General features: G+C 66.9%; 13 protein-coding genes, 1 tRNA gene and 1 pseudogene. 7 read left to right on the top strand and 8 right to left on the bottom strand.

What is annotated here, in order from left to right; genetic code table 11:
* Positions 1–27: 27 nt before the first annotated feature.
* The 4 genes and pseudogenes from BLW83_RS15860 to gatC form a co-directional block, all read right to left on the bottom strand.
* Positions 28–687 (bottom strand): annotated as a pseudogene (locus BLW83_RS15860) (N-acetylmuramoyl-L-alanine amidase); the annotation flags it as partial.
* The gene (locus BLW83_RS00680) at positions 684–1,286 is read right to left on the bottom strand and encodes a hypothetical protein (protein ID WP_090844436.1); all 603 of its coding nucleotides are present in this window, start codon (positions 1,284–1,286) and stop codon (positions 684–686) included. The pseudogene BLW83_RS15860 and the gene BLW83_RS00680, both read right to left, overlap by 4 nt.
* 38 nt (positions 1,287–1,324) lie before the next feature.
* On the bottom strand, positions 1,325–2,803 hold the full coding sequence (gene gatA / locus BLW83_RS00675) for an Asp-tRNA(Asn)/Glu-tRNA(Gln) amidotransferase subunit GatA (RefSeq protein WP_090844433.1): 1,479 nt from the start codon (positions 2,801–2,803) through the stop codon (positions 1,325–1,327).
* Positions 2,800–3,087, bottom strand: a complete 288-nt coding sequence (gene gatC / locus BLW83_RS00670; protein WP_090844430.1) for an Asp-tRNA(Asn)/Glu-tRNA(Gln) amidotransferase subunit GatC — start codon at positions 3,085–3,087, stop codon at positions 2,800–2,802. The genes gatA and gatC overlap by 4 nt, the downstream gene beginning before the upstream one ends.
* A 94-nt stretch (positions 3,088–3,181) precedes the next feature.
* Here gatC and BLW83_RS00665 point away from each other — a divergent pair, with 94 nt between their 5' ends.
* Positions 3,182–3,874: a metal-dependent hydrolase gene (locus tag BLW83_RS00665; protein WP_090844427.1), complete on the top strand. Its 693-nt coding sequence runs from the start codon at positions 3,182–3,184 to the stop codon at positions 3,872–3,874.
* A 90-nt stretch (positions 3,875–3,964) separates the two neighbouring features.
* Here the strand turns inward: BLW83_RS00665 and phaZ are convergent, their stop codons facing one another.
* A complete protein-coding gene (gene phaZ, locus BLW83_RS00660; RefSeq protein WP_090845777.1) occupies positions 3,965–5,314 on the bottom strand; it encodes a polyhydroxyalkanoate depolymerase in 1,350 nt (449 codons plus the stop codon).
* Positions 5,315–5,692: 378 nt separating this feature from the next.
* Between phaZ and BLW83_RS00655 the strand changes: the two genes are divergently transcribed.
* The 6 genes from BLW83_RS00655 (at position 5,693) to BLW83_RS00630 (ending at position 10,745) form a co-directional block, all read left to right on the top strand.
* Positions 5,693–7,777 (top strand): PHA/PHB synthase family protein, encoded by a 2,085-nt coding sequence (locus tag BLW83_RS00655; RefSeq protein WP_425433919.1) that lies wholly within the window; start codon positions 5,693–5,695, stop codon positions 7,775–7,777.
* Positions 7,778–7,973: 196 nt separating this feature from the next.
* Positions 7,974–8,447 carry a Phasin gene (locus BLW83_RS00650; protein ID WP_090844420.1) on the top strand — a complete coding sequence of 158 codons (474 nt, stop codon included), beginning with the start codon at positions 7,974–7,976 and terminating at the stop codon, positions 8,445–8,447.
* Between the two features lie 138 nt (positions 8,448–8,585).
* Complete coding sequence (gene phaR / locus BLW83_RS00645; RefSeq protein WP_090844417.1) at positions 8,586–9,299, top strand: polyhydroxyalkanoate synthesis repressor PhaR; 714 nt, start codon at positions 8,586–8,588, stop codon at positions 9,297–9,299.
* A 39-nt stretch (positions 9,300–9,338) separates the two neighbouring features.
* Positions 9,339–9,428: transfer RNA gene (locus BLW83_RS00640), tRNA-Ser, on the top strand.
* 115 nt (positions 9,429–9,543) lie between these two features.
* Complete coding sequence (locus BLW83_RS00635) at positions 9,544–10,233, top strand: hypothetical protein (RefSeq protein WP_090844414.1); 690 nt, start codon at positions 9,544–9,546, stop codon at positions 10,231–10,233.
* Positions 10,230–10,745, top strand: a complete 516-nt coding sequence (locus tag BLW83_RS00630) for a hypothetical protein (protein ID WP_143042698.1) — start codon at positions 10,230–10,232, stop codon at positions 10,743–10,745. Before BLW83_RS00635 ends, BLW83_RS00630 begins: the two co-directional genes overlap by 4 nt.
* Before the next feature lie 257 nt (positions 10,746–11,002).
* Here the strand turns inward: BLW83_RS00630 and BLW83_RS00625 are convergent, their stop codons facing one another.
* Genes BLW83_RS00625 through BLW83_RS00615 form a run of 3 tightly spaced genes read right to left on the bottom strand, consistent with a single transcriptional unit; the run spans position 11,003 to position 12,659 of the window.
* Positions 11,003–11,716 carry an RNA polymerase sigma factor gene (locus BLW83_RS00625; RefSeq protein ID WP_090844410.1) on the bottom strand — a complete coding sequence of 238 codons (714 nt, stop codon included), beginning with the start codon at positions 11,714–11,716 and terminating at the stop codon, positions 11,003–11,005.
* Positions 11,713–12,249, bottom strand: coding sequence for a cupredoxin domain-containing protein (locus tag BLW83_RS00620; protein ID WP_090844407.1), 537 nt, complete (start codon positions 12,247–12,249; stop codon positions 11,713–11,715). Before BLW83_RS00620 ends, BLW83_RS00625 begins: the two co-directional genes overlap by 4 nt.
* The gene (locus BLW83_RS00615; protein WP_090844404.1) at positions 12,246–12,659 is read right to left on the bottom strand and encodes a hypothetical protein; all 414 of its coding nucleotides are present in this window, start codon (positions 12,657–12,659) and stop codon (positions 12,246–12,248) included. Before BLW83_RS00615 ends, BLW83_RS00620 begins: the two co-directional genes overlap by 4 nt.
* Position 12,660 lies beyond the last annotated feature (1 nt).

Here is a 12,660-nt window from a genome sequence, read left to right as displayed (position 1 = left end):
ATAGACCGGCAGCGCGGAATCGGGCGCCGGCAGGGCGGCCAGCGCCCCGGCGGCGGTGCGGCGGTCGAGGTCATTTTCCGCGCCCCGGTTCCACGGGCAAAAGCGCAGCCGGAACGCCGCCAGCCGGGCGGCATCGTCGCCGGGCGGATAGCCGATGCGGTCCAGCATCGGCGCCAGCGGACCGGGCGGATCGGGCAGGCCGTTGGGCGCGAGCGCCAGCCCCTGACGCGCCAGCCGCCCCCAGTCGAAACGCGCGCCGGGGTCGGTCTTGCGGTCGGGCGCCATGTCGGAATGGGCGATCACGCCCTGCGCGGGGATGTTCCAGCGCGCCATGATCGCGGCCAGCAGCGATTCCAGCGCCTGCATCTGCGGCTGCGGAAAGGGGCGGTCGCCGGGGTTGTGCAGCTCGATCCCGATCGAGCGCGAGTTGATGTCGCCCGCCCCGCGCCAGCTGCCGGCGCCGGCGTGCCAGGCGCGCAGGGTTTCAGGCACCAGTGCCTCGGTCGTGCCGTCGGGGGCGATCAGCCAATGGGCCGAGACCTCGGCCGCGGGGTCGCACAGCCGCGCGCGAACCTCGGTCAGCGACGCCATGCCGGTGTAATGGATCACGATCAGCGCCGGTGTCAGCCCGTCGCGGCGGGCCGAGTGGTTGGGCGATGCGGCCGCCGTCACGTCCCCGGGGGTCATATCCCGGGGCGATAGGTGCAGGCGTTGCCGTCGCCGTCCGGGTCCAGCCCCAGCGGGTCGCGTTTCGGACCGCCGCGGGCGATGAATTCGGCCTGCGCGGCCTGCGGCGTGGCATATTCGGTGCAATCGCCGACCACATTCTGGCTGCGGGCGTAAAGCGGCTTGACCGTGCCGGGCAGCACCGTCGCGGTGACCGCCGCGGGCGCGGCCGGGGCGGCGCGGCGGCTGGCCGTTTGCGGCGCGCTGGCGGGGGCGGGGGCGCTGCGGGGGGTGACGATCACCGCGCCCTCGGGCAGCGGATCGACGGCGGGCGCGCGCCGCAACTGCGCCCGGCGAGGCTGGGTGCCGTCCGCCGCCACCCGCGCGACCGGGGCGCCGGCGATCTGCTGGGGCGTCGGCGCACGCGAAGGCATCGCGACCGGCACCACCTGCGGCGGGGCATCGGTCCGGCCGGTCAGGGCCATTTCTCGCGCCCGCAGGTAATTGCCGTAATTGCTTGACCCGGCCTGATAATTCGGGTTCCAGCCGCTGTTTTCGGAACAGCCGGCCAGCGCGACCAGCGCAATCGTGGCGGCTGGGAACAGGGTCTTGGCGCGCATCGGGCTTACTCCTTGCGTGGTCGGTGCGTGGATCACCCCTACCACCAGCGGTCGGGTTTGGCGACAAATCCCGCGGCGCGTTCCAGCACCGAGGCGTGGTTGAGCAGCCCGGCTTCGTCCCAGGGCCGCCCGATCAGTTGCAAGCCCAGCGGCAGCCCCTGCGAATCAAGCCCCGCGGGCAGTGCCAGTGCCGGCAGCCCGGCCAGGTTCACCGTCACCGTGAACACGTCGTTAAGATACATCTGCACCGGATCGACCGCGTGCATCGTCCCCAGCGGAAACGCGGCCGAGGGCGTCGCGGGCGTCAGGATCGTGTCGATCCCCGCCGCAAACGCTTCGTCAAAGTCGCGCTTGATCAGGGCGCGGACCTTGCGGGCGCGGTTGTAATAGGCGTCGTAGAACCCCGCCGACAGCACATAGGTGCCGATCATGGCGCGGCGCTGCACCTCGGGCCCGAAACCCTCGGCGCGGGTCTTTTCATACATCTCGTTGATGCCGTCGCCCGCGGCCAGAGGCGCGCGGTGGCCGTAGCGCACCCCGTCATAGCGGGCGAGGTTCGAGGACGCCTCGGCCGGGCCGATCACGTAATAGGCGGGCAGGGCGTATTTCGTGTGCGGCAGGCTGATGTCCACGATCTCGGCGCCCGCATCGCGCAGCATGGCGATGCCCTGCTGCCACAGCGCCTCGATCTCGGCGGGCATTCCGTCGATGCGGTATTCGCGGGGGATGCCGATGCGCTTGCCGCGGATGTCGCCGGTCAGCGCGGATTCGTAATCCGGCACCGGGCGGTCGGCGCTGGTCGAATCCTTGGGATCGACCGAGGCCATGGCGCCCAGCATGATCGCTGCGTCGCGCACGGTCTTGGTCATCGGCCCGGCCTGATCCAGCGACGAGGCAAAGGCCACGATCCCCCAGCGCGACACCCGCCCATAGGTCGGCTTGACCCCGACCGTGCCGGTAAAGGCCGCGGGCTGGCGCATTGACCCGCCAGTGTCGGTGCCGGTCGCGGCCAGGCACAGATCCGCCGCCACCGCTGCCGCCGAGCCGCCCGACGATCCGCCGGGGGTCAGCTGCTGCTCGCCCAGCCGCCACGGGTTCACCGCGGGGCCGTAGACGCTGGTCTCGTTGGTCGAGCCCATGGCGAATTCGTCCATGTTCAGCTTGCCCAGCATCACCGCGCCGGCATCGAACAGGTTCTGCGTCGCGGTCGATTCGTATTCGGGCACAAAACCTTGCAGGATGCGGCTGGCAGCCTGCGTCGGAACCCCCTTGGTGCAGAACAGATCCTTGATTCCCAGCGGAATCCCGCACATCGCGGGGGCGTCGCCCGCTTGCAGCCGCTGATCCGCCGCCGCCGCCTGCCGGCGGGCGATGTCGGGGGTGTTGTGGACGAATGCGTTCAGCGCGCCCGCCTGCTCGATCGCGCTGAGGCAGGCATCGGTCAGCTCGACGGCGGTGATTTCACCCTTGCGCAGGCGGTCGCGGGCGTCCGCGATGGTCAGTCGGTTCAGGCTCATTCCACCACCTTCGGCACGGCAAAGAACCCCTCGCGGGCGTCGGGCGCATTCTTTAGCACCGTGTCGGCCATGTTGCCGTCGGTCACCACATCCTCGCGCCGCTTCAGCCGCATCTTTTCGACCCCGGTCATCGGCTCGACGCCGGTCACATCGACCTCGGACAGCTGCGCCATGAATTGCAGCATGTGGCTGAGTTCGGCGGCCAGCGCGGGCAGCGCCTCGTCCGCGACCGCGATCCGCGCGAGCTGCGCGACCTTGCGGGCCTCGGTCTGGGAAATCGACATTGCGGGTGTTCCTTTCGATTGCCCCGCATTTACCGCCCGTGGACCTGCCCTGCAAGCCGCGCTAGCGTTCGCGCAGTTACAGTGGAGAAGCGCGATGAAACTGACCTGGCTGGGCCATGCCGGCTTTCGACTGGAAATCGAGGGCGCGGTGATCCTGATCGACCCGTGGCTGACCGGAAACCCGGTGTTCCCCGAGGAACGGCGCGCCGAGGCCATCGCGGGCGCCACCCATGTGCTGCTGACCCACGGCCACGGCGACCACAGCGGCGAGGCGCTGGCGATTGCGCGCGAGCTGGGCATCAAGGTGGTCGGCATCGCCGATCTGGTCGGCTGGTGGACCGCGACCGAGGGCGTCGCCGGCATTGATTTCAACAAGGGCGGCACGGTGGACCTGAACGGGGCGGCGGTGACGATGGTGAACGCCAGCCATTCCTCGTCGATGATGGTGGACGGGCGGCCGGTCTATGCGGGGCACGAATCCGGCTACATGATCCGGGGCGAGGGGCGCACGGTCTATGTCTCGGGCGACACCGACATCATGGCCGACATGGAATGGATGGGCGAGCTGCACCGCCCCGAGATCGGCATCCTTGCCGCCGGCGGGCATTACACCATGGACATGGAACGCGCGGCCTGGGCGGCAAAACGCTATTTCGATTTCAAGACCGTGATCCCGTGCCACTATGACACGTTCCCGCTGTTGCAGCAGGATCCCGAGGTGATGCGCCGGGCGCTGCCGGGGGTGCAGGTGCTGACGCCGGCGGTGATGGAAACCGTGCAGCTCTAGGCGCCGCGCAATGATAAAGCCCCGGCGGTGCCGGGGCTTTTGGTCGTCACAGGGGCGCGCAGGCGGACAGCGCCGCCCGTCGCCTGCGGCTCAGACTGCGATCTTGCTGTCGTCGGCATCCGGCCCAAAGGTCGACACGCGGGTGACGCCATCGGTGCCGCGCTTGCGCTTGGGCGCGGCCATGCGATCCGCGTCGCCGGAATGGGCGTCCATGAAATCCAGCACCAGCGGCCGGATGTTCAGCCGCCAGCTTTTCCCGGCAAAGATGCCGTAATGGCCGGCGCCGGGTTCCAGATGCTGGGATTTTTTCGATTCGTCCACGCCGCTGCACAGCGCCAGCGCCGCCACGCATTGCCCGGGCGCCGAGATGTCGTCGTTCGCGCCCTCGACCGTCATCACCGCCACGTCGCGGATCTTGCCGATGTCGGCCTTGCGCCCGTTCACGCTGAAATCGTTGCGGGCGATTTCAAGGTTCTTGAAGATACGCTGGACCGTGGACAGGTAGAATTCGGCGGTCATGTCCATGACGGCCAGATATTCGTCATAGAATCTATAGTGTTTGTCGTCGATCGAGCCTTCGCCCGCGGCCTCGGCCACGATCTTGTCGACAAAGGCGCGGCGGTGGGTGGCCGCGTTCATCGCGATGAACGAGGAAAGCTGCGCCAACCCCGGATAGACCATCCGCCCGGCGCCGCGATATTTGAAACCGACCTGCTGGATGAAGATCTGTTCCAGCTGCCCCATGGTGACGCGGTGGCCGAAATCGGTGACCTCGGTCGCGGCGGCGTCGGGGTCGATGGGGCCGCCGATCAGGGTCAGGGTGCGGGGCTGGGCCTTTGGTTCCTGCTCGGCCAGGATCGCGGTGGCGGCAAGAGCCAGCGGCGCGGGCTGACAGACCGCGATCACATGCGTGTCCGGCCCCAGATGGCGCATGAAATCGACCAGATAGGCGGTATAATCCTCGACATCGAACTTGCCGGCGCTGACCGGGATGTCGCGGGCATTGTGCCAGTCGGTCACCCACACGTCGCAATCGGGCAAGAGCGAGGTCACCGTCGAACGCAGCAGCGTCGCGTAGTGCCCCGACATCGGCGCGACCAGCAGCACCCGCCGCGCCATCGGCTTGCGCCGCGCCACCTGGAAATGCACCAGATCGCCAAAGGGCCGCTTGAGCACCGGTTCGACATAGACCAGATGGTCCTGCCCGCCGGGTCCGGCGATGGCGGGAATTTCCCAGTCGGGCTTGATGACCATGCGGGCAAAGCTGCGTTCAGTCACGCGGCCCCACGCGCTCATCAGCTTGAACATCGGCGTGGGCATCATCGCGAACATGGGATACGAGGCGATGGCGCGGGCCGAGGCCCCCATCCATTCGTTGGTGTTCCGAATCGTCTCGATGGCGTCATAGGACACCATGCCACGGTAGCCGTTGAAAACCATCACCGCACTCCTACTGATACCTGCCCCATTGTGTAATGTCGGGTTTACGACTTTCGTCAAGCGGGTGTTAATGAGAATCATTAATTAGGGAGAGACCGCGCCATGGCAAGGATTCGGCAGGACAACGGCCCGGAAACATCGCGTCAGAAGCCGGGGTCTGCGGCGAAACCCGCCGAAAACGTTGCAGATGCAGCGGAATCCGGGGCGCCGGCGGCGGGCGGGAAAAAGCCTCGCGCCGCAACGGCTTCGCCCGCGCCGACCGTGGCACGTCGGCCACGGCGCAGCCCCGCGGACGCAGCTTCGGCAAAGCCGTCCCCCCGGGCGCGCAAGCCGGCGCAAGGGGCAGGCGGGCCAGCATCTGACAAGGGTGATTCGGTGATGGGACAGGACGACAGACCGGCGCCGCGCCGGGGCCGCAAGGCCGCAGCGGCAGGGCAGGGCGGCGCAACGGACACCCCCGACACCCGCGCCGGGGCCGCTGCGGCGGCTGGCGGGGCAGGGGCGGCAAAGGTCGGGCGGAAAGCCGCCGGTGGAAAGGCGCCAGCGAAACCCGCCGCGAAACCGGCGGCACCCAAGGTCGCCTCAAAAGCCGCAAAGCCGAAAGCGCCGGCTGCGAAACCCGCGGCCCCCAAGCCAGCCGCCGCACGGCAGCCCGCGCCCTCGGCGGCCGCGCCCGCCGCCGCCCCCATCGACCCCGACAACCCGCTGACCGCTCCCGGCCTGTCGGATCGGCTGGCTGAAAACATCACCCGCATCGAATCGCTGGGCCACCGGCTGATGCGCTCGCTTGCCACGCGGCCGGTCTATCCGCCGGGGGTCGAGGGGCCGGGCCCCGAGCTTTACGGCTCGGTCGCGCAGGCGTGGCTGAAACTGGCCACCGAACAGCCCGCGCGGCTGATCGAGCAGCAGGTCCGCTATTGGGGCGAGACGCTGCGCCATGTGGCCGAGGCGCAGGGGGCGTTCGCGCAGGGGTTCCAGCCCGGCGATCCCGATGCCGCCGCCGACCGCCGCTTCAAGAACCCGCTGTGGCAGACGAACCCGTTCTATAATTTCGTCATGCGCCAGTATCAGATCAACGCCGAGGCCCTGCGCCAGGCGGCCGAGGATCTTGAGATCGAGGGCGAAACCGATCGCCGCCGCGTCGACTGGTTCACCCGCCAGATGATCGACATGCTCGCCCCCACGAATTTCCTGGCCACCAACCCCGACGCGCTGATGAAGGCGATCGAGACCGAGGGCGAAAGCCTGGTGAAGGGGCTGGAAAACCTGGTGCGCGACGTCGAAACCAGCGGCGGCGAGCTGGTCGTGACGCTGGCCGACCGCGAGGCGTTCAAGGTCGGCGTCAACATCGGCACCACCCCCGGCGAGGTCGTCCACCGCTCGCGCCTGTTCGAGCTGATCCAGTTCGCGCCCACCACCGCGCAGGTCCACAAGACGCCGCTGATCGTGTTCCCGCCGTGGATCAACAAATACTACATCCTCGACCTCAAGCCGCAGAACAGCCTGCTGCGCTGGCTGGTTGGTCAGGGCTACACGCTGTTCGTGGTGTCGTGGAAAAATCCCGATGCCTCGCACGCCGACGTGGCGATGGACGACTATGTCTCGGCCTATCTCGAGGCGATGGACGTGGTGCGCGAGCTGACGGACGAGCGGCAGCTGAACGCCGTCGGCTACTGCATCGCCGGCACCACCCTGTCGGCCACGCTGGCGCTGCTGAACCAGCGCGGCGACGACCGGGTGAAATCGGCGACGTTTTTCACCACGCTGACCGATTTTTCGGATCAGGGCGAATTCACCACCTTTTTGCAGGACGATTTCGTCAGCGGCATCGAGGACGAGGTCGCCCGCACCGGCTATCTCTCGGCGCAGCTGATGCAGCGCACCTTCAGCTTTCTGCGGGCCAACGACCTGATCTGGGGGCCGGCGATCCGCAGCTACATGCTGGGGGAAACCCCGCCGGCCTTTGACCTGCTGTTCTGGAACGGCGACAGCACCAACCTGCCGGCGCGGATGGTCACGCAATATCTGCGCGAGCTGTGCCAGCAGAATGCGCTGGTCGAGGACGGGTTCGAGATCCTCGGCCACAGGGTGCATCTGTCCGAGGTGACGCTGCCGCTGTGCGCCGTCGCGTGCGAGGGCGACCATATCGCGCCCTGGCTGCACAGCTGGAAAGGCGTGGCCCAGATGGGCTCGCGCGACAAGAGCTTCATCCTGTCGGAATCGGGCCATATCGCCGGGATCGTGAACCCGCCGGGCCGGATCAAATACGGGCACTACATCTCGGACGCGGGTTTCGACGGCACGGCACAGGACTGGCGCGACGGCGCCACCTATCACGAAGGCAGCTGGTGGGGCCATTGGCACGACTGGCTGGCCGCCCGTTCCGGCCCGATGATTCCGGCGCGCGAGCCGGGAGATTCGCTGCTGCCGGCGCCCGGCAGCTATGTGCTGGAAATGGCCTGAACGCATCGGGGCGCGATAAGGTCGCGCCCCTTTCCCTTTGTCGGCAAGGGGTTGGCCCTCGCCCGGCAGGTTTTTGCTGCACCGCAGCAAAAATTTCGCACTCCAGCATTGCAATGCTGCGGTGCAGCATCTATTCTTGTTGTCATCGACGCGCGCCAATCCAACCCGCGCCAATCACCGCACAGGAGATGACCCCATGGCCAAGACCCCCGATTTCGCCAAGCCGTTCCAGGACATGCTGACCAACTTTCCGGTCGACACCTCGTCCGTCACCGAAGCCTTTCGTTCGCAGTCGGCGCTGAACGAGCGGATGACCCGCGTGGCGCTGCAAGCCGCCGAGCGCTCGACCGAGATCTCGGCCGCATGGGCCAAGGACACGCTGTCGCGCATGGGCGAGCTGACCACCACGAAAGAGCAGCCTTCGGACTATGCCAAGGCGATGTCCGATTTCGCTTCGGCCGCTGCCGAACTGGCCGCCGAGCACATGGCCGCCTATGCCGAAGTCGCCAAGAAAGTGCAGATGGACACCGTCGATCTGCTGCTGAACGCCAGCAAGGACGTGCAGGCCGATGCGCAGCGCATGGCGCAGGCCGCCAGCGACAACGTGCAGAAAGCCGCCCGTTCGGTGCAGGACGCCGCCGGCACCGCGACCAAGGCCCCCAAGGCCTGAGCCGCCCGGCAAACGGGCCCGCGCAACCGCGCGGCCCCCGCCATCGAAACGCGCGCCCTTGCCGGCGCGCGTTTTTTCTTTTGCAATCGCAGGATGGGGGCCGCATCATTGCTGCAAATGCAACAGAGCAAAGCGACCATGTCCCCCGAACCCGCCTCCGCCACGGCCCCCGCCTCCGCCCCGGCCGAGCCGCTGCTGATCAAGCGCTACGCCAGCCGCCGGCTCTACAACACCGAGACCAGCGACTATATCACGCTGGAAGAGATCGCCCGCGTGATCCGCGAGGGCCGCGAGGTCCGCATCGTCGATCTGCGCTCGGGCGACGACCTGACCCGGCAATATCTGCTGCAAATCATCGCCGAGCATGAAAGCCGGGGCGAAAACGTGCTGCCGGTGGATCTGCTGACCGATCTGGTGCGCAGCTACACCGCGCAGGCGCAATCGGTGGTGCCGCAGTTCCTTGAGGCGAGTTTCGAGATGCTGCGCAACGGCCAGTCGCAGATGCTGGAACAGCTGTCGACGTTGCAGCACCCCATGGCCTCGATGCCCGGTTTTTCGGAAATGCAGCGCCAGCAGCGCATGTTCCTGCGCGCGATGATGGGCGGCTGGACCGGCAGCAGCGGCCCCGGCCCCGACGAGGAGGCCGGACTTGCAGAGCAGGGCCTCGAAGGGTCGGCGGCCACCGACACCCCCGCTGCCGCTGCCGCCACCCCCGGCATCCCCCGCAAACGCGGGGCAGAACGGCCCGACCCCGCCACCCCGCCCGCCCGTCCGCCCAGCCGTCCCACGTCCGAGGCCGAAGAGATCCGCCGCCAGCTCGCCGAACTTCAGGCGCGTATCTCGAAGCTCTGACTTGCGGCCCCCGCCGCCCCGCGCTAAACGCCATCCCACGGAGCGGTGGCCGAGTGGTCGAAGGCGCACGCCTGGAAAGTGTGTAGGCGGGGAACCGTCTCGAGGGTTCGAATCCCTCTCGCTCCGCCACTTGCACGCCCCCGAAATCCAACCTTCTCCGCCCCTCGCAACAGCGTGGTCGGAGGGTTAATGCAACCTTAACTCCAACCTGATACCGCTTTCGGGGAACGAAGCGGCGGAACCGATGCGACACGAAAGCAAGTTTTCGGTCTGGATCAGGTCAGGCGGCAACAGCGTCTTCGTTTTGCCGCTTAGCCCGGTTCGGGCGCCGGAAGTCAAGTTCTCGGTGGTCCCTGACAGGCTGCTGGACAGCATCATCGACGACGCGCTGGCTGCAGGCGTTACCCGGCTGAACGGCTTTCTCCCCGAGAGTGTCAGCATTGACATAACGTCAGTGGATCTTGCGGGGATCAGGGACCAACTGCGCACTGCTGTCGCGGAACGGCTGGGAGAAACAGGCGTGCCGGTCAACCCCAACGAGCCGGCCATCAGCGCGATCCTCGCGCGCTATGCCGAAGCGCTGAACGGTCATTTTCAAAGAGATGCGCTCCAACTCGACACCTACATTTGGCGCAGTCAGGACGATATCGGGCCGACCGCCTGGGATCGATCTTCAGCTACTTCAGGCGCAACCCGGACGAAGCCTTGCTCTACGGGAGAACTGCCGACCATCCCGCAGATCAGGAAGCCATCGCAAACCGTGCCTACAGGTATCAACCGCGCGGCCGCCGACAGCATTACCGCAATTATCAATCGTGGGACGGATTCCTATGGGCAACGTTGGGAAAACGTTCGTCGGCTGAGCGAGTCGGAGGTCTTCGCAAACGTCTGTCGGTTCTCGGTCTCTCGCCCGCGCTTCGAGGATGCTGAATGAGAAGCGCCGATCGACTCCTTGCTGTTGTATTGCTTATGGGCGTCGCCACTCCGTCCGTTGGCCAAACGATCTTTGATGGCCCTTCGGTCGAGTCGGCCGAGCTGCGAGTTGAACTTCGGCCTCGAGGCGAGGATCGATTTGCCATCTATCTGACCGACAAAGTGACCGGCCAGCAGGTGGATTACGAGTTTGACGGAGAAGGCGCGAACGATCCAGAGCCATTTCTGATGGTGGAGGGCCGCTACTGCAACACGTCGGTCATCCTGCTGACGATCGAGTTTCCTTGGCGGCATTCATTGCAGCAGTACACCCGCGTCCTGGATACCTACGCTTTTCGCACGTCGGACCTCGCGTATATCGATATGACGGCCGGGCCGGTGACTGACATTGCTTTGCTCGACAGCTCTGAGATTGAAACCGAAGACATGTCCATGCAACCACCAATCCTCGTTGAGTGCATCTCAGATCGCGCCGGGATCCCCTTTAGATTTGATGTGAAAACAATTGATTAGGATGCTTTTGGGCTGGAGAAGGTTGGATCTCAGGCCCGCCGCCTCCGCCACTTGCACGTTGCGAATCCCAAACGGGATCCCGGGCGAGAGTTTTCCCTTTGGTTTCAGCGGGGTGGTGGTCGGGTTGTCCGGCCTGCGGGGACTCGCGCCTTGCAAAAAATCGAGACGGATTTGCAAAGTCGCATGATGCTGGCTTCGGGACGGAAATTTTTGCACTTGCCGGCAGGCTCCGGTCCCGCCCTGGCAATCCTGACAGCCTAGGCGTTCTGCCCGTCGGGGCGTGGAAATGACAGTCGTTCGACCACGCGATCCGCCATTCCCGCACAGCGGGCACCGGCAAAGGGAAAGATCGCCTCGAATCCGCCCTGGATGCGCTGGGTTATGGTGCGGCGCAGGCGCAGGCGGGCGCGCATCAGCCGCGTCTTTACCGTCCCGAGCGGCAGGGACAGGTCATGGGCGATGTCGCGCAGCTCTAGCCCCGCCGCCTCGTGCATCAGGAACACCAGCCGCAGCTCGGGGGGCAGTTCGGCAACCGCCGCCTCGATCAGGGCGCGGGTCTGCATGCGGGAAATGGCGGCCTCGGTCGGCTCTGCCTCGGTGCCGGGAAACAGCAGCAGATCGGCGCTGCGGACCGGGGTTTCCACCACCGTGTCATATGCCTGCGCCGGGCGTTGCTTGCGCAGGCGCATGCCGGCGCAATTCAGGGTGATGCGGGTGATCCACGTCGAAAACCGGGCTTCGTCGCGGAACCCGTCCAGATGGGTAAAGGCCGACAGATACGCCTCTTGCACCACCTCTTCGGCCTCGGCGTCGCTGGGCATCAGTCCGCGGGCGATGCGGAACAGCCGCCCGTTCAGCCGCCGGATCAGTTCGCGCACCGCGGCTTGGTCATGCAGCCGGGCGGCCGCGACCAGCGCGGCCTCGGACCGTTCGTCATGGCTGTCCTCGGGCAGCTTGTCGCGTTCGTTCATGTCGGATCCCCGCCGGGCGGCAGCACCGCGCCCTGGGCGAGTATGACATCAACCGCCGCAAATGCAGCCAGCGCGGCGTCGGGCAGATCGCCCGGATCGGTCGCCGGCCCCTGCCAGCCGGTATCATCGGGGGTGCCGACGACGATGCGGCCCACCATTCCGGCATGTTCATGCGGCACGCAGTAGAAGTCGTAGACCCCCGGCACGGTCAGGGTGACCTCAAAGGCGTCTTCGGGCAAAAGCAGATCGCTGTCCCAAGGCTGCGCGGCGTCGGGAATGCGCTGCGGGCGGTCCAGGATGTCGGGGTGATAGGTGGTGGCGGTATGGCTGTTGCCCGCGTCGCGATTGACGAAACGGACCACGGTGCCCGGCGCGACCCCGACACCCGACGGGACAAAGGCCACCCGCTCGCCCCGCGGGCTGCCCTTCATCTCGATCAGCACGGGCGCGGCTTGCGCGCTGGCTGGCCGTGCCCGGGCGGCCAGCAGCACGGCCGCCCCCCGGATGATCAGCGTCCGGCGGTTCATGGTCATTCCGCCAGCCGCGCCTTGGCCTCGGCATCGTGGTAAAGCACCACGTGGACATGGGGTTTCTCGACCCCCGGGTGGCCGGCGTTGTAATAGACATCGACCGAGGTGACGGTGTTGCTGCCGACCGCCAGGTCGTCATAGGCGGTGCCGTCCTGAAGATCCTCGATCGGGGTCATGTAGATGGTGGCAGACAGCTTGCCGTCGTGATCATAGCCAAGGAACGGGCCGGCGGGCAGGCTGGCCGGATCGACATATAGCGTGCCAAGCCCCGGCAGGAAATCGGGCAGGGTGACAAGCTCGCTGACCTTGGCGAATGGCGCCTCGGGCGGAGCGGTCTCGGCTGCTGTCTGCGCGGCCGCCGGCAGCGCACCCAGCAGCAGCGCCGCGGCCAGAGAGGTGATGGATCTGAGCATG

The sequence above is a fragment of the Paracoccus alkenifer genome, from assembly GCF_900108405.1.
In the GTDB taxonomy this organism is placed as follows: Bacteria; Pseudomonadota; Alphaproteobacteria; order Rhodobacterales; family Rhodobacteraceae; genus Paracoccus; species Paracoccus alkenifer.
This window is presented reverse-complemented; position numbering and strand designations above follow the sequence as displayed.

What these genes read in the sequence shown, in the direction of transcription:
- BLW83_RS00680 (WP_090844436.1), bottom strand. Translation starts at nt 1,286, where the DNA reads ATGCGCGCCAAGACCCTGTTCCCAGCCGCCACGATTGCGCTGGTCGCG.
- gatA (WP_090844433.1), bottom strand. Translation starts at nt 2,803, where the DNA reads ATGAGCCTGAACCGACTGACCATCGCGGACGCCCGCGACCGCCTGCGC.
- gatC (WP_090844430.1), bottom strand. Translation starts at nt 3,087, where the DNA reads ATGTCGATTTCCCAGACCGAGGCCCGCAAGGTCGCGCAGCTCGCGCGG.
- BLW83_RS00665 (WP_090844427.1), top strand. Translation starts at nt 3,182, where the DNA reads ATGAAACTGACCTGGCTGGGCCATGCCGGCTTTCGACTGGAAATCGAG.
- phaZ (WP_090845777.1), bottom strand. Translation starts at nt 5,314, where the DNA reads ATGGTTTTCAACGGCTACCGTGGCATGGTGTCCTATGACGCCATCGAG.
- BLW83_RS00655 (WP_425433919.1), top strand. Translation starts at nt 5,693, where the DNA reads ATGGGACAGGACGACAGACCGGCGCCGCGCCGGGGCCGCAAGGCCGCA.
- BLW83_RS00650 (WP_090844420.1), top strand. Translation starts at nt 7,974, where the DNA reads ATGGCCAAGACCCCCGATTTCGCCAAGCCGTTCCAGGACATGCTGACC.
- phaR (WP_090844417.1), top strand. Translation starts at nt 8,586, where the DNA reads ATGTCCCCCGAACCCGCCTCCGCCACGGCCCCCGCCTCCGCCCCGGCC.
- BLW83_RS00635 (WP_090844414.1), top strand. Translation starts at nt 9,544, where the DNA reads ATGCGACACGAAAGCAAGTTTTCGGTCTGGATCAGGTCAGGCGGCAAC.
- BLW83_RS00630 (WP_143042698.1), top strand. Translation starts at nt 10,230, where the DNA reads ATGAGAAGCGCCGATCGACTCCTTGCTGTTGTATTGCTTATGGGCGTC.
- BLW83_RS00625 (WP_090844410.1), bottom strand. Translation starts at nt 11,716, where the DNA reads ATGAACGAACGCGACAAGCTGCCCGAGGACAGCCATGACGAACGGTCC.
- BLW83_RS00620 (WP_090844407.1), bottom strand. Translation starts at nt 12,249, where the DNA reads ATGACCATGAACCGCCGGACGCTGATCATCCGGGGGGCGGCCGTGCTG.
- BLW83_RS00615 (WP_090844404.1), bottom strand. Translation starts at nt 12,659, where the DNA reads ATGCTCAGATCCATCACCTCTCTGGCCGCGGCGCTGCTGCTGGGTGCG.